At 68.9% G+C, this 21,486-nt stretch carries 23 protein-coding genes; 14 read left to right on the plus strand and 9 right to left on the minus strand.

What is annotated here, in order from left to right:
• Positions 1 to 19 precede the first annotated feature (19 nt).
• From ACQY4O_RS08390 to ACQY4O_RS08420, 7 genes are read left to right on the plus strand one after another with little or no spacing between them, the layout of a single operon-like run.
• The gene (locus ACQY4O_RS08390) at positions 20 to 556 is read left to right on the plus strand and encodes a c-type cytochrome (protein ID WP_428375748.1); all 537 of its coding nucleotides are present in this window, start codon (positions 20 to 22) and stop codon (positions 554 to 556) included.
• Complete coding sequence (locus ACQY4O_RS08395; RefSeq protein WP_428375749.1) at positions 553 to 1,530, plus strand: hypothetical protein; 978 nt, start codon at positions 553 to 555, stop codon at positions 1,528 to 1,530. The genes ACQY4O_RS08390 and ACQY4O_RS08395 overlap by 4 nt, the downstream gene beginning before the upstream one ends.
• Positions 1,517 to 2,059, plus strand: coding sequence for a hypothetical protein (locus tag ACQY4O_RS08400; protein ID WP_428375751.1), 543 nt, complete (start codon positions 1,517 to 1,519; stop codon positions 2,057 to 2,059). The genes ACQY4O_RS08395 and ACQY4O_RS08400 overlap by 14 nt, the downstream gene beginning before the upstream one ends.
• A complete protein-coding gene (locus ACQY4O_RS08405; protein ID WP_428375752.1) occupies positions 2,056 to 3,024 on the plus strand; it encodes a cytochrome c oxidase subunit II in 969 nt (322 codons plus the stop codon). The genes ACQY4O_RS08400 and ACQY4O_RS08405 overlap by 4 nt, the downstream gene beginning before the upstream one ends.
• Positions 3,021 to 4,673 (plus strand): cytochrome c oxidase subunit I, encoded by a 1,653-nt coding sequence (gene ctaD / locus ACQY4O_RS08410; RefSeq protein WP_428375753.1) that lies wholly within the window; start codon positions 3,021 to 3,023, stop codon positions 4,671 to 4,673. Before ACQY4O_RS08405 ends, ctaD begins: the two co-directional genes overlap by 4 nt.
• Positions 4,670 to 5,332, plus strand: coding sequence for a cytochrome c oxidase subunit 3 (locus tag ACQY4O_RS08415; protein WP_428375754.1), 663 nt, complete (start codon positions 4,670 to 4,672; stop codon positions 5,330 to 5,332). The genes ctaD and ACQY4O_RS08415 overlap by 4 nt, the downstream gene beginning before the upstream one ends.
• Entirely contained in the window at positions 5,329 to 5,604 is a 276-nt protein-coding gene (locus ACQY4O_RS08420) for a hypothetical protein (RefSeq protein ID WP_428375756.1), read from the plus strand. The genes ACQY4O_RS08415 and ACQY4O_RS08420 overlap by 4 nt, the downstream gene beginning before the upstream one ends.
• Before the next feature lie 6 nt (positions 5,605 to 5,610).
• Here the strand turns inward: ACQY4O_RS08420 and ACQY4O_RS08425 are convergent, their stop codons facing one another.
• From ACQY4O_RS08425 to ACQY4O_RS08435, 3 genes are all read right to left on the minus strand, one after another.
• Entirely contained in the window at positions 5,611 to 6,963 is a 1,353-nt protein-coding gene (locus ACQY4O_RS08425) for a glycosyl hydrolase family protein (protein WP_428375758.1), read from the minus strand.
• 14 nt (positions 6,964 to 6,977) lie between these two features.
• Complete coding sequence (locus ACQY4O_RS08430; RefSeq protein WP_428375760.1) at positions 6,978 to 8,294, minus strand: alpha/beta hydrolase; 1,317 nt, start codon at positions 8,292 to 8,294, stop codon at positions 6,978 to 6,980.
• Between the two features lie 71 nt (positions 8,295 to 8,365).
• Positions 8,366 to 9,202, minus strand: coding sequence for a PhzF family phenazine biosynthesis protein (locus tag ACQY4O_RS08435; RefSeq protein WP_428375762.1), 837 nt, complete (start codon positions 9,200 to 9,202; stop codon positions 8,366 to 8,368).
• A gap of 71 nt (positions 9,203 to 9,273) precedes the next feature.
• Here ACQY4O_RS08435 and ACQY4O_RS08440 point away from each other — a divergent pair, with 71 nt between their 5' ends.
• Positions 9,274 to 9,630, plus strand: coding sequence for a hypothetical protein (locus tag ACQY4O_RS08440; protein ID WP_428375763.1), 357 nt, complete (start codon positions 9,274 to 9,276; stop codon positions 9,628 to 9,630).
• 130 nt (positions 9,631 to 9,760) lie between these two features.
• Here the strand turns inward: ACQY4O_RS08440 and ACQY4O_RS08445 are convergent, their stop codons facing one another.
• Entirely contained in the window at positions 9,761 to 10,003 is a 243-nt protein-coding gene (locus ACQY4O_RS08445) for a hypothetical protein (protein WP_428375764.1), read from the minus strand.
• 24 nt (positions 10,004 to 10,027) lie between these two features.
• Between ACQY4O_RS08445 and ACQY4O_RS08450 the strand changes: the two genes are divergently transcribed.
• On the plus strand, positions 10,028 to 10,807 hold the full coding sequence (locus tag ACQY4O_RS08450; RefSeq protein ID WP_428375766.1) for a hypothetical protein: 780 nt from the start codon (positions 10,028 to 10,030) through the stop codon (positions 10,805 to 10,807).
• Between the two features lie 57 nt (positions 10,808 to 10,864).
• Here the strand turns inward: ACQY4O_RS08450 and ACQY4O_RS08455 are convergent, their stop codons facing one another.
• Positions 10,865 to 12,862 (minus strand): alpha/beta hydrolase family protein, encoded by a 1,998-nt coding sequence (locus ACQY4O_RS08455; RefSeq protein WP_428375768.1) that lies wholly within the window; start codon positions 12,860 to 12,862, stop codon positions 10,865 to 10,867.
• Between the two features lie 152 nt (positions 12,863 to 13,014).
• On the opposite strand from ACQY4O_RS08455, the gene ACQY4O_RS08460 reads away from it, so the two are divergent.
• Complete coding sequence (locus ACQY4O_RS08460) at positions 13,015 to 14,229, plus strand: oxalate decarboxylase family bicupin (RefSeq protein ID WP_428375770.1); 1,215 nt, start codon at positions 13,015 to 13,017, stop codon at positions 14,227 to 14,229.
• A 289-nt stretch (positions 14,230 to 14,518) separates the two neighbouring features.
• On the opposite strand, the gene ACQY4O_RS08465 is transcribed toward ACQY4O_RS08460, so the two are convergent.
• The 3 genes from ACQY4O_RS08465 to ACQY4O_RS08475 form a co-directional block, all read right to left on the minus strand.
• Entirely contained in the window at positions 14,519 to 15,298 is a 780-nt protein-coding gene (locus ACQY4O_RS08465) for a Bax inhibitor-1/YccA family protein (protein ID WP_428375771.1), read from the minus strand.
• Between the two features lie 149 nt (positions 15,299 to 15,447).
• Entirely contained in the window at positions 15,448 to 18,000 is a 2,553-nt protein-coding gene (locus tag ACQY4O_RS08470; protein WP_428375772.1) for an ABC transporter permease, read from the minus strand.
• A gap of 1 nt (position 18,001) precedes the next feature.
• Complete coding sequence (locus ACQY4O_RS08475) at positions 18,002 to 18,706, minus strand: ABC transporter ATP-binding protein (protein WP_428375774.1); 705 nt, start codon at positions 18,704 to 18,706, stop codon at positions 18,002 to 18,004.
• A gap of 158 nt (positions 18,707 to 18,864) precedes the next feature.
• Between ACQY4O_RS08475 and ACQY4O_RS08480 the strand changes: the two genes are divergently transcribed.
• Genes ACQY4O_RS08480 through ACQY4O_RS08490 form a run of 3 tightly spaced genes read left to right on the plus strand, consistent with a single transcriptional unit; the run spans position 18,865 to position 20,394 of the window.
• The gene (locus ACQY4O_RS08480) at positions 18,865 to 19,422 is read left to right on the plus strand and encodes an arylesterase (protein ID WP_428375775.1); all 558 of its coding nucleotides are present in this window, start codon (positions 18,865 to 18,867) and stop codon (positions 19,420 to 19,422) included.
• A complete protein-coding gene (thpR, locus tag ACQY4O_RS08485; RefSeq protein ID WP_428375776.1) occupies positions 19,419 to 19,952 on the plus strand; it encodes an RNA 2',3'-cyclic phosphodiesterase in 534 nt (177 codons plus the stop codon). Before ACQY4O_RS08480 ends, thpR begins: the two co-directional genes overlap by 4 nt.
• A complete protein-coding gene (locus tag ACQY4O_RS08490) occupies positions 19,939 to 20,394 on the plus strand; it encodes a hypothetical protein (protein WP_428375777.1) in 456 nt (151 codons plus the stop codon). The genes thpR and ACQY4O_RS08490 overlap by 14 nt, the downstream gene beginning before the upstream one ends.
• A 189-nt stretch (positions 20,395 to 20,583) precedes the next feature.
• Here the strand turns inward: ACQY4O_RS08490 and ACQY4O_RS08495 are convergent, their stop codons facing one another.
• Complete coding sequence (locus ACQY4O_RS08495; RefSeq protein ID WP_428375778.1) at positions 20,584 to 20,766, minus strand: hypothetical protein; 183 nt, start codon at positions 20,764 to 20,766, stop codon at positions 20,584 to 20,586.
• A 116-nt stretch (positions 20,767 to 20,882) separates the two neighbouring features.
• Between ACQY4O_RS08495 and ACQY4O_RS08500 the strand changes: the two genes are divergently transcribed.
• Entirely contained in the window at positions 20,883 to 21,485 is a 603-nt protein-coding gene (locus ACQY4O_RS08500) for a uracil-DNA glycosylase family protein (RefSeq protein ID WP_428375779.1), read from the plus strand.
• The last annotated feature ends 1 nt before the right edge of the window (position 21,486 follow it).

Consider the following 21,486-nt stretch of genomic DNA (forward strand, 5'->3'; position numbering starts at 1 on the left):
TGCGCGGCTGGCGACAGCGATGCTGGCAGTCCCATTGCTGGCAGTCGGGGGCTGCAAGCGCGAGGACATGGCGGTGCAGGACAAGTCGCGCACCTGGAGCGTCAGCCACCTGCTGCCGCACGGCCGCGTGGTGCAGCCGCCGGTGCCGGGCACCGTGTCGCCGGACGACAACCACCCGCCGGCGCCACAGCCGGCCGTGATCGACGCGGCGCTGCTGGCGCGCGGCGGGCAGCGTTATGCGATCTACTGCACGCCGTGCCACGGACGCGACGGCATCGGCGACGGCATGATCGTGCGGCGCGGCTTTCCGCATCCGCCGGACCTGCACGCGGCGGCGCTGCGCCGGATGCCGGCCGCCGGGCTCTACGACGTCATCGATCGCGGCTACGGCGTCATGTACGGCTATGGCGACCGGATCGGCCCGGCCGATCGCTGGGCGGTGATCGCCTATCTGCGCGCCCTGCAGCGCAGCGGCGACGTGCCGGCCTCGGCGCTGACCGCCGACGACCGCGAGAAGCTCGACCAGGCCGGGCCAGGCCGGGAGCCGTCGCGATGAGCCGCCGCCTCGCCGGGCTCGCCGGCGTTCCGGCCGTGGCGGTGCTGGTCTGGCTGCTGCTCGCCGGCGGGGTCGCGATGCAGTCCTATCTCGGCGCCTGGCTGGCGCTGGCGGCATTGCCGCTGGGGGCGCTTTCGGTGCTGATGGGCCTGGAGGCGGCGGGCGCCGCCGACCGGCCGATTGCGAGCGCGCTACGCCGGATTCTGCCGCTGATGATCCCGGCGGTGCTGGCGGCGCCCGTGCTGGAGCGCAGCGCGTGGCCCGACCTCCCCGGCGCCTGGTTCGCGCGCGACGCGTTCCTGGTCCGCCAAGCCCTGGTCCTGCTGGCCTGGGGCCTGCTGGTCCTGCTGTTCGCACGCGCCCCGCGGACCCGTGGCCGGCGCATCGCGGGCGGCCTCGGCCTGCTGGTGCATGTGGCGCTGGTGACGCTGGCCGCCACCGACTGGATCGCGTCGCTGCATCCCGGACTGCTGCCGGCTGACCTTGGACTGGTGCTGCTGAGCGCGCAGTCGGGCGCTGCCGCCTCGCTCGCGATCCTGTTGCTGCCGGCCGCGGTGCGAAACAGGGATGCCGGACGGCTTGCCGTGCTGCTGACGGTGCTGCTCGCTGTGTGGGCGTTCCTGCACTTCACCCAGTTCCTGATCGTCTGGTCGGCCGACCTGCCGCGTGAGGCAGACTGGTATCTGGCACGCAGCGGCGGGCTCGGCGCCGGGGCGCCATGGCTGCTGCCGGCGTCGCTGGGCGTGGCCGTGCCGCTGCTCGCCTGGCGCCCGTCGGTGACGCTCGCGCCCTGCGCGGTCGGCCTGCTGGCGCTGCATGTGGTCGAGATGTTCTGGCTGGTGACGCCGAGCCTGCGCGGCCGGTTTTCCATCACCTGGCTCGACCTGGCCGCCTTGCTGGCGATGGCCGGGGTAGCGGCAGCGCTCCTGGCGGTGCGTCCCGGCAGGCTGGCGGTGCGCCATGCCGCGCCCTGATCACCGCTATCCCGCTCTGCTGCTTGCGGCCGCCATCGGCTCGGTCGCCGGTGCGGCCGCCGTTTTCGGTGGCGGCCTGCTCTGGCGATGGCGCCAGGCGACCCCGGATCCGGATGCCGAAGGCGAGGATCCGGGCGCACGCGGGCTGCCCGGAACGCCGCCCGGTGCGGCCGCGCTGGAGCGGGGTTTCGAACCGGCGGACATGAAAGCTGCGACACTGGCGCGCAGTACTGCCGTGCTGTTCCTGGTCGCCATCGTCTCGCTCGGGCTGATGATCGGCATGCTGAAGGCGTTCTCGCACCAGCGCAGCCTGGTACCCGGCCCCAGCCGGCAGCAGCAGGCGGTGATCGTGCCGCCGCGGCCGCACCTCGAGGCGGACCCCAGGCAGGACTACACCCGCGCGATGCATGCGATGGATCAGGCGGTGGGGTCGTGGCGCTGGATCGATGTCGCGCATACGCGCGCCCGCGTCCCGGTGCAGCGCGGCATGGCGCTCAGCCTCGGCCGCTCGCTGGACGACCGACCGTGAAGCCAGACGCCCAGGCGCTGGCGCTCTGGCCGACCTCGGCCTCGCTCAGTGCGGCGGAGACCGACCACCTGGTCCTGGGCTTCACCCTGCTGACCCTGCTGCTGACGGTGCCGATCTTCATCGCCATCACCTGGTTCGCGATCTGGTTCCGCGACGGCCGCATCGCGTATCGCACCTACAGCGACAGGCGGAACCGGTTGCTCGAGGTGAGCTGGATGCTGATCCCGTTCCTGCTCACGCTGGTCTTCTTCTACTGGGGTGCCAGGATGTTCGACACCCACAAGCACCCGCCCGGCGACGCGATCCGGATTTCCGCCATCGGCAAGCAGTGGATGTGGAAATTCCAGCATCCCGGCGGACAGGCCGAGATCGACGACCTGCACGTGCCGACGGGCCAGCCGGTGGTGATCACCATGATCTCGCAGGACGTGATCCACGCGCTGTACCTGCCGGCGCTGCGCATCCAGATGGAGACGCTGCCCGACCGCTACACGCAGCTCTGGTTCAAGGCCGACCGGCCCGGCATCTATCGCCTGTACTGCTCGGAATATTGCGGCACCGATCATTCGGTGATGGGCGGCTACCTCACCATCATGCAGCCGGCCGACTACCAGAAATGGTTGGGCCAATCGGCCACTTCCGGGTCGCTGGTGGCGCAGGGCCGCGCGGCATTCAGCGCGCATGGCTGCTTGGGTTGCCACGTCGCCGGCTCCGTGGTGCGGGCACCGTCGCTCGCCGGCCTGTTCGGCTCCCCGGTGCCGCTTGCCGCCGGCGGCACCATCCTCGCCGACGACGGATACATCCGCGACAAGATCCTCGATCCGGACCGCAACCTGATCGCCGGCTACCGCCAGCTCATGCCGGTGTTCAAAGGCACGATCGACGAGGGCGAGATGATGGCGCTGGTGTCCTACATCAAATCGCTGGGTGGCCGGTCGCCGGACCAGAGCGGAGCAACGCCATGAGCCTGACCGAGACCCTGCTGCATCGCGATCCGAGCCCGCCGCGCAGCACCATCGGAAGGCCGCCCGACTACCTGCATGACGAGCACACGCTGCGGTCGTGGTTCTTCACCATCGACCACAAGCGCATCGCCATCCTGTATCTGCTGGCGATCACCTGCTTCTTCGTGTTGGGCTCGGTCGCTGCCGGCCTGATCCGTCTGTCGCTGGTGGTGCCGAACGGGCAGATCTTCAGCAACGACACCTACAACAAGCTGTTCACCATACACGGCGTGGTGATGGTGTGGTTCTTCCTGATCCCGTCGATCCCGACCACGTTCGGCAACTTCCTGCTGCCGATCATGATCGGCGCCAAGGACGTGGCATTCCCCCGCCTGAACCGGCTGAGCTGGTACATCTTCGTGGCGGGCGCGCTGTTCACCCTGTTCACGGTGGTGGTCGGCGGCGTCGATACCGGCTGGACCTTCTATGCGCCGTTCAGCACCACGTTTTCCAACAGCTGGGTGATCCCGGCTTTGCTCGGCGTCATTGTCGTGGGCTTCTCGTCGATCCTCACCGGGCTCAATTTCGTCGTCACCCTGCATACCATGCGCGCGCCCGGCATGACCTGGTTCCGCATGCCGATCTTCTGCTGGACCATGTATGCAACCAGCCTGATCTTCCTGCTGGCGACCCCGGTGATCACCATCGCCCTGCTGCTGCTGGTGCTGGAGCGCGCCTTCGGCATCGGCATCTTCGATCCCGCACTCGGCGGCGACCCGGTGCTGTTCGAGCACCTGTTCTGGTTCTACTCGCACCCGGCGGTCTATATCATGGTGCTGCCGGGCATGGGCGTGATCAGCGAGATCGTGCCGGCGTTCGCGCAGAAGAAGCTGTTCGGCTACCGCTTCGTGGCCTATGCCAGCATCGGCCTCGCCTCGCTCACCTTCTTCGTGTGGGGCCACCACATGTTCGTCAACGGCCAGAGCGAGACCGCCAGCCTCACCTTTTCCGTGCTGTCGTTCGCGGTCGCGGTGCCCTCGGCGGTCAAGGTCTATAACTGGACCGCCACCATCTACAAAGGCAGCATCAAGCTCGACACGCCGATGCTGTATGCAATGGGCTATATCGGGCTGTTCGTGCTGGGCGGCCTGACCGGGTTGTTCCTGGCGACGCTGTCGATCGACGAACACGTGCACAACACCTACTTCGTGGTGGCGCATTTCCATTACATCATGGTGGGTGGCACCGCGCTCGCCTTCCTCGGCGGCCTGCACTACTGGTGGCCGAAATTCACCGGCCGGATGTATCCCGAAGGCTGGGGCCGGGTCTCGGCCTTCTTCATCTTCGTCGGTTTCAACGCGACGTTCTTTCCGCAATTCATCCTCGGCTATCTCGGCATGCCGCGGCGCTACCACACCTATCCGCCCGAGTTCCAGCTGCTCAACATCCTCTCCTCGGCCGGCTCGCTGATCCTCGCACTCGGCTACATCTTCCCGATGATCTACCTCGTCTGGTCGCTGCGGTTCGGCAAGCGGGCACCGGCCAATCCATGGCATGCGCGCGGGCTGGAATGGATGACCACCTCGCCGCCGCCCAAGCATAATTTCGCGACGCCGCCGACGGTGGATTTCGAGCCGTACGACTATCGCGAGCGGGAGAGCCGGGTGTGAGCACTGCCGCCCACTTGCCTGTCGACATCACGCTCGACGAGCAGTTCACCACCAAGGCCCAGCAGCGCCACGCGGCCAGGTTCGGCATGTGGTGCTGGCTGATCACCGAACTGCTGCTGTTCGCCGGCCTGCTGCTGATCGCCACCGTGCTGCGGGTACTATACCCGGCCTCGGTCACCGCGGCGGCGAGGCATCTCAAGTTCTGGATCGGGGCTGCCAACACCGTCGTACTGATCTGCTCCAGCCTCACCATGTCCGGCGCGATCACCGCCTCGCGCCAGGGCCTGCAGACGCTGATGGTGCGCTGCATGCTGGCGACGGCTTGCCTCGGCGCCCTGTTCCTGGTGCTCAAGGGCTACGAATACTATGCGGATTTCAGCGAACACATGATTCCGTTCCTGGCATGGCGGCCGTATGCGCTGCCGTACGACCATGCCAGCATGCTGTTCGTCAACGACTACTTCGCGGCGACCGGCCTGCACGGACTGCACCTCGTCACCGGAGTCTTGATCCTGCTGGTGCTGACGCGCCAGGCGAGCCGGGCGGGATATTTGTCGCTGCACCAGAACCGCATCGAAATCTTCGGCCTGTACTGGCACTTCATCGATCTGGTCTGGATCATCGTGTTTCCCACGCTCTACGTGGTGAACCGCGCGTGACGCCGGAGTTCAGGCGCGCGATGCGGGTGCCGCTGATGGTGTTCGCCGCACTCCTGGCACTGCTTGCCGGCAACGTGCTGCTGGGCCAGATCGCCTTCGGCGGCGCCGGCTATGTCGAGGCGGCGATCGCCGGCGTGATGGTGCTGCTGGTGCTGCTGTTTTCGATGGAACTGATCCTCGAGCCGCCGATCATCCGCTTCTTCGGCCTCCTCGGTTTCCTATGGGTCGCGATCATGTTCGCCATGACGCTGACCGACTACCTGACGCGCTGAGCCGCCTTATGCCCGGTGCTGCACGATGGCGGCACTCGCCCGAGGCAGGTGCAGCACGACGGTCTCCCGGTTCGACGCGATCTCCTCGGCTGCCGGGTGCCAGGAGCCATCGGCACCGATCGTGGCGCCGCCCAATGTGACGCCAGCGATCGCATCGAGCGCCGGCGCCTGCAACCTCAGCACGGAGATCCGGCCGCCCGCGCTCTTCGGCAACGCCACCTCCAGCGAAGCCGTCGGGTTCTTGTTCAGCAGCACAAGATCGACCAGCCCATCCTGTTTGAGGACGCCGTGAGCGCTGAACCAGGCCGGGTAGGGACGCGCGAAATGCACGGGAACGACGTGTCCGGTGCCTGCCTGCCTGAACGCCAGCAAGCCGTAGAAGATCGGCCTCGGACCGACGACGACGCCGCTGCTGTCGGCGATCGGGGTATATCCCGGGCCATTGCCGCCGCCATGCAGGTTGGCGCCGGATATCCCGTTCGCCGCAAGCTGGAACAGGAAGTCCAACACCCACAGCGCGGTGCCGAAACTGCGGCTGACGCCCGGAGCACCTCCATTGTAGAAGGAATTGCACTCGGCGAAGCGGCAGCCCAGCTTGATGTCGTTGCTGGACGCGGCCGCACTCAGCGCCTGCGCCTCCTCGATCACCCTGCGGTCCGGCCGGAGCAGGAGGTCGAGAGTTGAGGAGGGGCTTTGGCCATTCGCCCGGTAGTAGTGTTGCGTGACCAGATCGACGGCACGCCCCTCCTCACGCACGAAGGGCAGGGTGTAGTTTTGTGCGTCCAGGGCGGCGGCAGGCCCGCTCAGGCGCACGTGCGGCACGGCTGACCTGATGGCGGTCGCATAGCGTCGCCACTCGCCGAGGAAGTCCTGGAATCGGTAGGATGACGATCTGAAACCATTGCCGGCATAGAGGTCAGGCTCGTTGCCGATTTCGATCGCCTGCAGTGATGGTCCCAGGCGCCGCGCGACGTAGGCTGCTTCCTCCGCCGCCGCACCGGGCGTGTTCCGCGCGAAGTTCACGCCCCAGATCACGCTCCAGCCGGTCCGGCGCACGAAGGCGGCGAACGCGTCCACCTGTCCGGGCTCGATGGGAGCAAGCCCCGCAACAGCGCCACGCCAGCTCGAGGTATCGACGCCATTCGCCCCAATCCTCAGCGAGCCTGGACCGAGCTGACGATACAGGCGTACGAGGGCGGAGTTGTCCGGGGTGAAGTACGGAACCCGGAGCTGGGTCTTCTCATAGCTCAAGCCGGCGAAGTCCGGTGCCAGCTGCCGGGCGCCGGCCGCAGCGGCATTCGCCGGCAACGCCACAGCGGAGGCACCAAGCCCATACAGAGCCGCGCGGCGGGTGATCATCGGGGCGCGCCGGTCTAGTTCTTGTAACCCTGCCAGACCCACTCGAGCGCCTCCGGCAGGGTCTGCGCGACCGTCGGCTTGTCGACATGCACCGCGTCGCGAGCGAACACGAACTGGTACCGGTAGTTCGCGGCGGCCAGCACCTTCGCCATGTGCTCGTTCGCCAGCACCCAGTCGTGCATGCCGTCCGCCAGTGGTGCTGCCGGATAGAACAGGTCCCGGTCGCCGGTCTCGAACCAGTAGCGGATCGGCTTGTGCGGCGCGTTCGCAATCAACGGCGCTCCGGGGGAGCCATCCGCCGCCTTGAGATGCACGCCTTCGACAGAGCGGGCGGCGTGCCTCGGGCCGGCCCAGTCGTCGTGATATTCCCAGGCGCCGCCGGGCAGCGCACTGTCGTGCGGCCATTGCTGGTTCACCATGGTTGGCGAGTATGCCAGCACGCGGTGGTAAAGCTCCGGATGGAACCAGGCCATGGTGAAGGCTGCGGCGCCGCTCGAGCTGATGCCCATGGTGGCGCGGGCGTCCGGGTCACGGGTCAGCGTCACATGCGCGGTATGCTCGACGCGGGGCAGCACCTCGCGCTCGACCCACTCGGCGTAGGTGCCGCTGACCGCGTCGTACTCGCGGCCGCGTTCACTGCCCTGCGCGTCCTGGCCGCCAGCGCCGATGCCGATCGCGAGCATCGGCGGCAGGCGGTGCCGGTGGATCAGGTTGTCCAGCGTGGTGAAGAACTGACGCTCGTTGAAGAAGCCGGCCGGACCGCCATCGCCGAACACGATGAACGGCGCCGCACGCGGCAGGTGCCCGGCCGGCACATAGACATCCACGCTGCGCGTCCACTGCCCCGGATGGCTGCTGGTGACGATGACGTCGGAAGCGTCACCCGGCGCGATATGCGCGCCGTAGATGGCGGCGTTGAGGCAATCATCGGCATCGTCGCGTACCATGCCGGGGCGGTAGATCACGCTGTCGGTCGAGGACATCGTGAACGACAGCACGCGGCCCCGCGGCACGCCGGGATGTACGGCGGTCTCCGAGGCCGCCGGATGGCTCGGGCCGATGATGAAATTCCCATCTGCCCGAGGCGACGGCACCGCCCCGTCGGCGAGTGCGCTCGCACGCGGATAGTCCGGATTGGCGGGATCGCGCGTCGGCGGTGCGGTCTTGAGGTCGAGGCCGGAGGTGTCGATGAAGAACGGTGCGGAGGCGGCGGTGATGTTCGCACCCGGGGGCACCGAGGCATTCCAGGCCGGACAGGCGGCGGGTGCGGCGACGGCCGGAGCAGCGTAGCACAGCAGCGTGGCGCTCAGCAGGATCGAACTCTTCTTCATTATCTGGCGCTTCCCCGGTCGAGTTCGGACGGGATCAGGCTATCGACGCGGAATCCGGCGGTCAAACCGCGCTACAGGGTGACGCTGCCCGCCACGCAGGTGACCGTCGCGCCACCGACCCAGGTGGTCTCGCCATCGCGTTCGACATGGATGACGCCGCGGCGGCCGAGCGCCGTGCCCTGTCGTGCGACATAACGCGACGGTGCAAGCCCGGCGCCGATCAGCCACTGCGCCAGGCCGGCATTCAGGCTGCCGGTGACGGGATCCTCGCGCTGCATGGAGGGAACGAACGCGCGCACCTCGAAAGCGGCGTCGGGGCCGTCGATCTCGCGGTCCCACGGCGCCACCACGCCGAGTTCCAGTCCGGACAATGCCGGGTAGTCCGGCTCCAGCGCCAGGACTTCCGCCCGGGTAGCAAGCATCACCGCAACCCAGCCCGGCCCGTTGTCGATCCACTGCGCGTGCAGGATCGCATCAGCCTGGATGCCGAGCCCGCGCACGATGCGCCCTCGCACGTCGGACGCGACCGGGCCGCTTCGCAGCAACGGCGGTGCCGCGAAAGCGAGACGGCCGGCGTCGCGCCGTATCCGCACCAGGCCTGCGTCGCACTCCTGCACCACCACGTCCGTGCGCGGGACGCCACCCGCCTGCAGCCAGGCGTGGCAGGAACCGAGGGTCGGATGGCCCGCGAACGGCAGCTCGCGATCGGGCGTGAAGATACGCACCCGGTAGTCCGCCTCGGGATGTGTCGGACGCAGCAGGAACGTGGTCTCGCTCAGGTTGCTCCAGTTGGCGAAGGACTGCATGGTCGTTGCGTCCAGCTCGCCCGCGTCGTGCACCACGGCAAGCGGATTGCCGAGCAGCGGCTGTTCGGTGAACACGTCCACCTGCCGAAATGCGAACCTCATGCGCGATCGAACCTCCCTGGTATCGGCGTTGGCGCCACCAATCTGAAGAGCGTGTATCTCAGGAGATCGACATGCGCTGGACGATAAAGATGCGCTGGACGATGAAGATTCCGGTCGTTGCAGCGGTGGCGACTGTCGCTGCCTGTGCCGCGCCGGGGCGGCCGGTTCACGAGACCGACGATGCCTGCGTCCACCGGTACTACGATTACTCCGCCCGCACGATGCCGTTCCAGTCCGCGGTGGCGGAGTGCCGTCCGGACGGTCCGATTGATTTCACCGGCGACCGCTACTACCAGCTCCTGGCCAGCAGCCTGAACGTGCCCTACGTGACGCGGACGCCGGAGGCGGACAGCCGGATCGCACTCACCGGCGGCCGCATCCCACAGCCCACCGACCGGCCGGCCGATCCGCAACTCAGCTTTCGCTGAGGCTCTCCATTCAGGGCTAGTGTCCTGCCTCCGAAATTCGCACGCGAATTTCGGAGATGAGCAGGCCACTATCTTGTTGATAAGCCTAGTGTCCCGAACCAGAAGTCCTACGAACTTCTGGTTCGGGACACTAGGTCGATGTCTGGCATTTTGCTTGCATGCGTGACGGCATGTGGCGGAAATTGCCGAACTGATGCTCCATCAAGTCACCCAGCATCTGGTCTCCCGGCTGATCGAGCTTCCTGTGCTTCGGCTCTCTCTGGGCCGCTGGCCGCACGCTCATGAAGTTCGCGGCTTCCGGCGCGCCTTCTGCGAGCGCACGCCGCTCCCACCGCTTCTGCGCGGGCTTGCAACCGTCACGGATGTCCGCCACCGGCTGACCAAGTGCCTGAACCCCATGTCCGGGTCTGGTCGCATACCGCCATCGCTGGCGTTTATGCATATCGAGAAGACCGCCGGCAGTTCGGTCGTGTCGTACCTGACCAGCCTGTATCCGGAGAGTGCGATCGATCCCGATCCATACCGGGGCGCACCGGGCCATATCCTGCAGCCGATCCCGGACCCTCGGCGCCAGTACGCCCTCACGCACGGCCATTACGATCTCCCTGCCCTCCTGCGCAGCCGGCAGCAGCGCAAGCTGTGCGTATTCTTCCGTCGTCCGGACCAGCGCATTCTCTCGCTCTACGACTATTGGCGGGCGATCACGCCGGAAGAGATCGAGCACAATCGGCCGCATGCGGGAATGATCGCCGCGCGCGCGCGCGGCCTCCTCGACTTCCTTCGCAGCCCCGAGCCCGAGGTGCGCGACTTCATCGACAACGTCTATGCACGCAGGCTGACCGGGCTCTACCTGAGCAGTTCGGATGCCATGCCCTCGGATGCGGGCTGGCTGGACAGTGCCCTTGCAGGGCTCGGCCGCATCGATTTCGTCGGAACCGTGGAGCGCATGAGCGACAGCCTGCTTGTCCTGTCGCGCCATCTCGATGCACCGCCGCCGGGGCTGGTGCCGCACGTCAACAAGCTCTCGGACATGGTGCTCGACCCTGCGAGCGTGTTTGTCCGGCACCCGTCCAGCACCCTGGCCGCTCGCGAAAGGGCAGCCATCGCGCCGCTGGTCAGGCTCGACTGGCCGATCTACGAGGCTGCCTGCGCGCGGCTTGCAGCCGGGACGGTCTGATGCGTCCCGCCGCAACGCCGCGGCCCACCAGGCACTAACGCTGCGGCCGACCAGGCTCTACTGGCCGCCCGGCCCAGCCGGCTTCAGGTAGCGGTCGAACCAGGCCAGCGTGCGGCGGTTGGCGTCCGCACTGCTCGCCGGGTCCTTCATGCCGTGGCCCTGGCCCGCATACACCACGAACTGCGTCGGCACGCCGAGCGTGTGCAGCGCATGGTAGAATTCCTGTGTCTGCGGCAACGGACATTCGATATCGGCGTCGCCGGCATATTCGAGTGTCGGCGTGCGCACCTGGGTGATGAAGGCGATCGGCGAGGAGCGCGCATAGATCGCCGGATCCGCATAGACCGAGGCGCCGAAGAACGGCAGCATCCACTCGTCGATGCCGTTCTCGCCATAGTACGACAGCCAGTCCGAGACCCCGGCACCGGCGACGGCGGCCTTGAAGCGGTTGGTCTGGGTGACCGTCCACATCGTCATGTAGCCGCCATAGCTGTAGCCGGTCAGGCCCAGCCGCGCGTCGTCGACCGGCGCCGCGCGTTCGACCGCATCGATCCCGGCCATGATGTCGCGCAGGTCGCCATGCCCGAAATCGCGCACATTGGCCTGCGCGAACGCCTCGCTCTGGCCGAAGCTGCCGCGCGGGTTGGGCAGGAACACCCGGTAGCCGGCGCGCAGCAGGAACAGCGCATCGCCGCGCGGCGTCAGGTAGTACGGCGTCCAGGCAGCCGACGGTCCGCCATGCACGTTGACGATCATCGGGCCTTTCGGGCCGTCATCCGGTGCATCGCGCGGCGACAGCAGCCAGCCCTGCACGTCGAACCTGTCGCTCTTCCAGACGATGCTCCGCACGCGCGCCGGTGCCGACCGGCCGGCATTCTCGTGCGTCAGGCTGCGCCACTGCCCGACCGGACCGGCCTGCAGCTCCGGCGGCTCGGTGAAGGTCTGGCGGATCGCGGCACTGGTGCCGCCGCTGCAGCTCAGGCCGGAGGTGTACAGCGAGCGCGACAGATCCGCCTCTCCCGACCACAGGATTTGCGGGGCGGTGTGCGCGTTCAGACCGAGCATCTGCGTGGCGGCTCCGGCGAGCGCTCCGGCCGTCAGTCCCCTGGCACCGGACATCGGCCCGCACGACCAGGACAGCGAGGTGATGGTGGCCGCAAGCCCTGGCGTCAGGTTGTCGGGTTGCGCCGGATGATCGAGTGCCAGCTCGAAGGCATCGCCGCCGGTCGAGCCGAAATCGCTCATGATGCCGCCGATGAACGCAACCCGGCTGCCGTCGGGTGCTACCACCGGGTCCGCCAGTTGCTGGCGCTGCGGCGGCGCATAGAGCAGGCGGGGCTGCGCGTCGCCGAACTCATACAGCCGCGCGGTCCACCAGTTGTTGTCGCCGTTGCCGGGTGCTGCGGTCGCCACGAACCGGAGGGCGCTTGGGCTCTGCGGGTCCGGGCGCCAGTCGTACTGATAGACATAGAGGCTGGCGGGCGACTGCCAGTGCAGCGAGCCGCCCGTGATGGTCGCGATGCGCTGCTCGTCCTCGCTGGCACCGATCTCTCCCGCCAGCCTCGCCGCCGCCTGGGTGGCCCCGGGCTCCTTGTGCGCATTGGCGGTGGCGAGCACGGCGAGGGCGCCCCCGGGCCCGTAGCGCAGATCCTGCAGGGTGCCCTTGAAGCTGAGCAGCCGGGTGAGGCCGGTGCCGTTGGCCTGCACGGCATAGACCGCGCGCGCGCCACCGTGCGGGGGCTGCAGCACGAAGGCCAGGCGTTGACCATCGGGGGCCCAGGCCAGGCTGGACGGAATGCAGTCGGGCCCTGCGCACGGCAGCCGCACCAAGACCGGCGAGTGGCCCCCGGCGACCCGGCGGATGAGCACCGATATCGCGACATCCTGGCTCTCGTTCACGGGCAGGTCGGCTTCGAGGGATGCCAGGCGGGCGCCGTCCGGGGACAGCGCGATCTCGCCGAACTGGTGCAGGGGAGAACCGGCCGGTCTCGCCGCGGTCGCGGGCGCCGGCGACATCGCGAGCACCGCCAGCAGCAGGCATGAGCGGGTGGCCAAGCTCAACATTCCGGTGTCCGCGAGATGAGGCGCCTGCCTGCGGGCAATCCGGCGGCATGTCAACCAGAGCGTGTGCGGACCACGTGCGCGGCCGCTGCAACAAGCGGGCGCCCGATCCGTTCGGTTGCGACCAACGTGATCGAGGCAACCGCATGAACCCGTTCCCCCGCAGGAGCATCCTCTCCAGCAGCGTCGGCGCCGCCGGCGGCCTCGCCGCTGCGGCAATCGCACGCGCGCAGGGCGTGCTACAGCCGGCGCATCAGGGCGTCGGCGCCAGCGATCCCGGACCGCGCGATCCGGTCCGCGACGCCGAGAATCCCGACATCCTCAATCCGCCGCTGACCGACCAGGGGACGCTGCCGAACCTGCGCTTCTCGTTCGCCGACAGCCATATGCGGCAGACCGATGGCGGCTGGACGCGGCAGATCACCCAGCGCGAGCTCGGCGTCTCGACCACGATCGCCGGCGTCAACATGCGGCTCAAGGCCGGGGGCACCCGCGAGCTGCATTGGCACAAGGAGGGCGAGTGGTCGTACATGCTCTACGGCAGTGCGCGCATCACCGCGGTCGACCAGAATGGCCGCAACTTCGTCGACGACGTGCACGAGGGCGACCTCTGGTACTTCCCCTCCGGCGTGCCGCACTCGATCCAGGGCCTGAACGACGACGGCTGCGAGTTCCTGCTGGTGTTCGACGACGGCAGCTTCAACGAGGAGAGCACCTTCCTGCTCAACGACTGGTTCAGGCACATCCCGCCGGAGGTGCTGGGCAAGAATTTCGGGCAGCCCGCGTCGATGTTCGGCAACACGCCGCCCGAGGAGCGGCGCTACATCTTCGCGCTGCCGGTACCGGGCGCGCTGGATGCCGACCGCATCGAAGGTAACGGCCGCGTGCCCGAGAGCTTCAGCTACCGGCTGCTGCAGCAGGCGCCGCAGAAGCTGCCGCACGGCCAGGTCCGGATCGTCGACTCCACCAACTTCAAGGCGTCGAAGACCATCTCGGCGGCGCTGGTCGAGGTCGAGCCGGGCGGCATGCGCGAGCTGCACTGGCACCCGAACGCGGCGGAATGGCAGTATTACCTCGCGGGTGAAGGCCGGATGGGCGTGTTCGCCTCGGGCGGCAATGCGCGCACCTTCGACTTTCGCGCCGGCGACGTCGGCTACGTGCCGTTCGCGATGGGCCACTATATCGAGAATATCGGCAGCAGCACGCTGCGCTTCCTGGAGATGTTCCGCAGCCCGACTTTTGCCGACATCTCGCTGAACCAGTGGCTGGCCTTGACGCCGCGCGAACTGGTGCAGGGCCATCTTGACCTGGGCGACCAGTTCACCGGCCACCTGGACCAGACCAAGCACCCGGTGGTCTGAGAGCCTGTTTGCAAACGCCTGCTGCTGGCGATCCGGCGCGCCTTTCCTCCGCTCCGGTGCTCACGGCCATCAAGGCCGCTCCGCTCCGGTGCTCGGAAAGCCACGCCGGGCACGGCCCGAGCATGATGCATGCATCATGCTCTCCTTGAGAGTGAGGCAGAGCAGCTAGGGCTGCTCTGCGAGCCGCTCTCATCCAGCATCAGGCGTTTGCAAACAGGCTCTGAGGCGGATCGCATGAAAAAGGCGGCTCCCCGGTGAGGGAGCCGCCCTGGAACCGGAACCGGCCGGTTCAGCTGTTCGAGCTGCGCGTGCCGGTGAGCTGCAGCAGGAACTGAAACAGGTTGATGAAGTTCAGATACAGGTTCAGCGCATCATAGACGCTGCGCTTGGCCGCACCCTCGACGCCTTCGTAGGCCGCGAACTGCGCGTAGCTCAGCTTGATGCGCTGGGTGTCGTAGGCGGTGAGCCCGGTGAAGACGAACACGCCGACCACGCTGAACAGCAACTGCAGCGCGGAGCTGTGCAGGAACATGTTCACGACCATCGCGATCAGCAGCCCGACCACGCCCATGATCAGGAACGAGCCGAACTTGGTGAGGTCGGTCTTTGTCGTGTAGCCCCAGAGGCTCATCGCGCCGAAGGTCGCCGCGGTGATGAAGAACACCCGCACCACCGAGGTCTCGGTGTAGATGAAGAACACGCTGGTCAGGCTGAGGCCCATCGCGGCGCAGAACAGCCAGAACAGCGTCTGCACCGCCTGGCGGGACAGCCGATTCACGCCGAAGCTCAGCACCAGCACGAAGGCGAGCGGCGCGAAGATCGACAGCATGCCGAGACCGGTCGGATGCGGGAAGATCCGCCCGTCCGCCAGTTCGACCCGGCTCCAGAACAGGCTGGCGAGCGACGAATGCGCCACCCCGAATGAGACGATGCCGGTGAGCAGGAGACCCGAGGTCATCCAGTTATAGACGCGCAGCATGTAGGCGCGCAGGCCGGCATCGATGACCCCGGCCTGGGCACCCACGCCCGTGGCGCGGGAGGTGCTTCGGAAATCGGGACTGAAGGCCATGTGAGTACGGTTCCTCTGGTTCGGTCGATCCGAACCGCAGGGGATATCTTGGTGGAACCGACTGCAAGGTCAAGCGGAACCGGAGCAGCCGGTCCGCCCGGCCGCTTTATTTCGCATTAAGACGCATCCATCCAGGTTTTGAGCCTGTTCTAGCTCTCCCGCAGCAGCTCCGCCGGGCTCGCGCGCAGCGCCTGCCGGGTTGCGATCAGGCCGGCGAGCAGCATCAGCAGGATGGCGCCGGCGATGGTTACCGCCAGCGTTCCGGGCAGCAGCCGCCACGGCGCCTGCAGCACATAGTGCAGCACCAGCCAGCTCAGGATCGCCCCCACCCCGGCTGCGACCAGCCCGGCCACCGCGCCCAGCACGCCGAACTCGACCAGCCAGGCCGCGCGCAGCTGGCGGCCGGTGGCGCCCAGGCTGCGCAGGATCGCCGCCTCCCGACGCCGCGCCGCCTGACCCGACGCCAGCGTCGCCGCCAGCACCAGGCCGCCCGAGAGCAGCGCCAGCACCCCCATCGCCTGCAGCGCCAGTGCCAGCCGGCGCACCAGCCGGCCGATCTCGCCGAGTACGTCGGCGACCCGGATGCCGGTGACATTGGGCAGCGCGTCGGTCACCGCCTGCAGGATCGCGGCATCGTCGGCGGGACGGCCGCTGGAGCCGACGGTGGCGACCAGCGTGTGCGGCGCCTTCGACAGCAGGCCCGGCGAGGCGATGAAGGCGAAGTTCAGCTGCAGCGAGCGCCAGGCGATGTCGCGCAGGCTGGCGACGCGGAGTGCGACGTCGCGCCCCAGCACGTTCAGCGTCATCGTCGAGCCGACATGCACCCCCCAGCCGCGCGCCAGGTTGGTGTCGAACGACAGCAGCGGCGGCCCGGCATAGTCGTGCGGCCACCAGGCGCCGGCTGCCACATGGGTGCCGGGCGGCGGCGCGGCCGACAGGCTCAGCCCGTGGTCGCCGCGCAGCGCCCAGCGTGTCTGCGGCGTCGCATGCACCTGTCCCACCGGCACCCCGTCCACCGCGACCACGCGCGCGCGCAGGCTCGGCAACTGGTGCACCGCGCCGGCCTGCGGCAGCGCGTGCAGCACCGCATCGAACCGGGCGGCCTCGTCGGGCTGGATGTCGATGAAGTAGAACGAGGGGGCGTCGGCGGGCAGCTGGCCCAGCACCGCGCTCCGGATGTTGCCCTCGATCAGGGCGATCCCGGCCAGGGTGGAGAGCCCGGCGCCGAGCGCCAGCAGCATCGCCGAGGCGGGCGAGCCGGGCCGGTGCAGGGCGCGCAATCCCAGCCCGAGCCAGGCGGGGCGCATCCCGGTCCGCCCGGCCGCGCCGGCGCCCAGGCGCAGCAGCAGTCCGGCGAGGCGGAACAGCAGCAGGATGCAGCCGGCGGCGGCACAGAAGCCGAGTGCCAGCCACGGCGACGGCGAGGTCAGCGTCGCCAGCAGCACCAGCACGCAGACCAGCCCGGCCAGCATCCCCCGCAGCCGCCAGCCGCCGCCTCTGCGCTCGGCCGGATCGTCGCGGAACAGCGCGACCGGCGAGACCCGCACGGCACGCAGCAGCGGCGGCAGCGTGAACAGCACCGCCACCAGCAGCCCGAAGCCGGCGGCGAGCAGCAGCGGACCGGGATGGACGCTGCCGTCCGGTGCCACCGGCAGCAGCCCGGCAAGCGCGCGGATCGCCAACACAGGCACCACCAGCCCGGCCAGCACACCGGCCAGCACACCGGCGCCGCACAGCAGCCCGAGCTGCAGCGAGACGATCCAGGCGACGGTGGCCGACGCGGCGCCGAGGCAGCGCAGCACCGCCAGCGTCTCGGTGCGCGCCTGCAGCCAAGCCGACACGCCGGACGCAACACCGAGGCCGCCCAGCAGCAGCGAGGCCAGTCCGATCAGCGTCATGAACTGCGAGACCTGCGCCACCACCTGGGTCAGCGCCGGGGCGGCATCCTGCACGTCGCGTATGCGCAGCGGCTGGTCCGGGTAGCGCTGCGCGATGTCGTGCGCCAGCGCCTGCACCCGGCGAACTCGGCCGGGCGCCCGGTCATCCGGCAGCGCGATGCGCAGCGTGTAGGTGACCAGGGCGCCGGGCGCGATCAGGCCGGCGGCGTCGAGCCGGGCGCGTGACAGCATGACCTCGGGGGCGAGCGACGCGCTGCCGGCGCCGTCCGGCGTGTGCGCGAGGCCGGCTGCCAGCCTCAGGGTCAGGGTGCCGAGCCGCAGCGTGTCGCCGGGGCGCACGGCGAGCCGGTCCTCGATCAGCGGCTCGACCAGTAGGCCGTCCTGCAGGGCGCGCGGGAGGGCCCCGGCTGGATCGAGCGTCACCGCGCCGACCAGCGGATAGGCCGCATCGACCGCATCGACCTCGACCAGCATGCGGCGGCCCTGCGGCCCGTACAGCATCGAGCGCAGCCTGACCGTCTCCGACAGGCGCAGGTGGCGCGATTGCAGATAAGGTTCGAGACCACCCGGCAGCGGGTCCGGGCTGTCCAGGCTGAGGTCGCCGCCGAGGATGGCGCGCCGTTGCGCGGCGACGCCGCCCTGGATCGCCGCGCGCAGGCCGCCGACGGTGCCGATCGCGGCAACCCCGAGGGCGAGGCAGGCCAGCACGACGCGCATGCCCGACAGGGTGCCGCGCATGTCGCGCAGCGCGATCGCGAGCGCCAGCCGCCAGCCGGGACGTCGAGGACCAGTCCTGCGGGACACGCTAGCGGCCTGAGCCGGACAGATGCGGCTCCGACAGCTGGCCGTCGCTCACCGACAGCACCCGGTCGCAGCGCGCGGCCAGGGCCGGCTCGTGGGTGATCAGGATCAGGGTGGTGCCGTGCTCGCGCTGCAGGGCGAACATCAGGTCGGCGACGCGGCCGCCGGTGGCGAGGTCGAGATTGCCGGTCGGCTCGTCGGCCAGCAGCAGGCGCGGCCCCGGCGCGAAGGCACGCGCCAGCGCCACGCGCTGCTGCTCGCCGCCGGAGAGCTGGCCCGGGCGGTGGTCGAGGCGGTGCGACAGGCCGACCTGGTCGAGGGCGTCCGCCGCGATCCAGCCGGCATCGGCGCGGCCGGTGAGTTCCAGCGGGATGGCGACGTTCTCCAGCGTGGTCATGGTCGGGATCAGGTGGAAGGACTGGAACACGATGCCGATGCAGCGGCCGCGGAACTGCGCGCGCTGGTCCTCGGTAAGGGAGGCGAGGTCGGTGCCGTCGATGCGCACGCTGCCGCGCGAGGGCGGTTCCAGCCCGGCCAGCAGCATCAGCAGGCTGGTCTTGCCCGAACCGGACGGCCCGACGATGCCGAGCGAGACCCCGGCGGCGAGATCCAGCGAGGCGCCGCGCACGATATCCAAGGACGTGCCGCGCGAGTTGACCGCCCCGGGACGCGCGGGCACCGTCAGCCAGAGGTCGCGCGCCTGCAGCATGGCATGCGAGTCCTTGTCCCGAGGAGGCAGAGCTGCCGATCCGTCCACGTGATCTCCGCCTGGCTGCATGGTGGACGACAACGCACGCCGCCGGCCTGGTTTGCCTGGTTCTGGTTTGCCTGTGGGCCCCGGCGGCGGCCTCGGCACAGGCAGCACCGGTGCAGCTTCTGGCACTGGGTGACAGCCTCACCGCCGGCTACGGGCTGGAGCACGAGCAGGCCTTTACCAGCGTTCTGCAGCAGGCGATCGACAAAGCCGGGCTCGATGCGCACGTGCTCGATGGCGGCGTCTCCGGCGACACCTCGACCGGGGCGGTCGCCCGCCTCGACTGGGCGCTCGGCGACAATCCGGATGCCGCGATCGTCGAGCTCGGCGGCAATGACGGCCTGCGCGGCCAGCCGCCCGCGCAGATGGAGCGCAACATCGCGGCCATCCTGGACCGGCTGCAGACCCGGCACATCCCGGTGCTGCTGTCCGGCATGATGGCGCCGCCGAACATGGGCCAGGATTATGCGCGCGCCTTCGCCGCCGCCTTCGAGCGGCTCTCGCACCGACCCGGCCTGCTGTACGACCCGTTCTTCCTGCAGGGTGTCGCCACCCACGAGGATTTCGAGCAGGGCGACCACATCCACCCCAACGCAGCGGGCGTGCGCGTCATCGTGGCGAGGCTGATGCCGCAGGTGCGCGCGCTGATCGGCGAGGCACGGCACAGGTGAGGCTGTTCGTGGCCCTCGACCTGCCCGATGCGCTGCGCGAGCGGCTCACGGCGCTGGCCGGCAGCCTCGCCGGGGCGCGCTGGATCCCGCCCGCGAACCTGCATCTGACGCTGCGTTTCATCGGCGAGGCCGACCGGGTGGTGGCCGAGGAGATCGACCATGCGCTCGCAGCACTCCGCGGGCGGCGGTTCGCGCTGGCGCTGAGCGGCACCGGCATGTTCGGCAGATCAGGCAAGGTGGTATCGCTCTGGGCGGGCGTTGAGCGGAGCGAGCCGCTCGAGCGCCTGCAGGCCAAGATCGAGACCGCACTTGCCCGCATCGGCCTGCCGCCGGAGCGCAGGCGGTTCCAGCCGCACGTGTCACTGGCCCGGGTCGATGCGGCGGCCGAGCCCGCCGTTGCGCGCTGGATCCAGGCGCACAACTTGCTGCGCTCGGAAAGCGTTGCGATCACGCACTTCACGCTGTTCTCGTCGCTGCTCGGCCGCGAGCAGGCGGTCTATCACCCGGAGGTCGATTATGAGCTTGGCTAGAACTCTGGCACTCGCCGTGCCCGTCCTCGCGGTCGCGGTCCCGGGTCAGGCGATGACCCAGGTCGCCGGCCCGCTACAGATCGGCCCCTCGCGCGGCGACGGCGACGACCAGGACCACGCGGCCCAGCTCTCGACCACGATCACCAACCAGGGCAGCCTGCCCGACCGGCTGATCAACGCGGCCTGCCCCGGCAGCGGCCACATGGCGCTGCTCAACGGCAGCCTGCGGCAGTTCCCGAACGGCCAGTTCAACGGGCTGGACATCCCGGCCTCGACCGATGGCCGCTACCAGCCGGTGCAGGCAGAATTCTCGCTGACCCAGGCGACCCAGGAGATGGTGCGCGGCACCCTGGTGCCCTGTTCGCTGAGCTTCGCGCATGGCGGCCAGCGCATCGTGGTGTTCACGCTAGGCGTGCAAGAAAGCCAAACCAACGAACCCTGAGAGACCGTCCGAGACTGCGCTACGGCGGTCATCCGACGCGCCTTTTCGGCGCTCCGATGCTCACGGCCAGGAGGCCGCTCCGCTTCGGTGCTCGAAAAGTCACGCCGGGCGGCGCCTTGGGGCGCCTCTGACAGAGCCGGAGCCCATTCTCGAACGGTCTCTAAGCGCGGGCATCATCTAGTGTGTAGATCAGTGCAGAAAGAGCTTGAGCAAGATCGCGACGATCAGCGGGTAGAGACTGCCCACCATCCATTTCAGAACCGCGACGTCGCGCTTGATGTCGACGACGTCCGTGTCGCGCTCGCTCAGCGCGGTGGCGGCGCGCATCGCCTTGTCCTCCGGGACGTTGATCGACCGGAAGGCCTCGAACACTTCGGGACTGACACTACCAACAGGACCCTCCTGAACCGGATGTTACCGCGTCGGCCGCGGCGCGGGATAGTGCGTTCATCAGTTCGGGCGCCACGCGCGCAATCTCGCCGTTCCGCGTGAGCGACGCCGGCAAACTCGACCGCCTGGTCGCCGAGGTGCGGGCGTGCCGGCACTGCGCCGCCCACTTGCCGCTCGGCCCGCGCCCGATCCTGCATGTCTCGCCCACCGCCCGCCTGCTGATCGCCAGCCAGGCGCCCGGCACCAAGGTGCATGAAAAGGGCATCTCGTTCTGGGACCAGTCCGGCGAGCGCCTGCGCGGCTGGCTCGGCATCGGCCGCGAGATCTTCTACGACACCAGCCGGGTCGCCATCCTGCCGATGGGGCTGTGCTACCCGGGCCGGCTGCCACAGGGCGGCGACCGCCCGCCGCGACCGGAATGCGCGCCGCTGTGGCGCGACCGGGTGCTGCGCCTGATGCCCGACATCCGGCTCACGCTGCTGATCGGCACCTACGCACAGAACCACGTGCTCGGCCCAGGTGCGATGACCGCGCGGGTGGAGAATTTTCGACACTACCTGCCACGCACCTTCCCGCTGCCGCATCCCTCCTGGCGCACCGGCGTGTGGGAAAGCCGTAACCCGTGGTTCCGCGAGATCGTGCTACCTGCGTTACAAGCAGAGGTGCGTTGCGCCCTGGACATGACAGGAGCGCCGCCCTAAA

Origin of the sequence: Lichenicoccus sp. (assembly GCF_965277665.1) — a bacterium.
Lineage (GTDB): Bacteria > Pseudomonadota > Alphaproteobacteria > Acetobacterales > Acetobacteraceae > Lichenicoccus.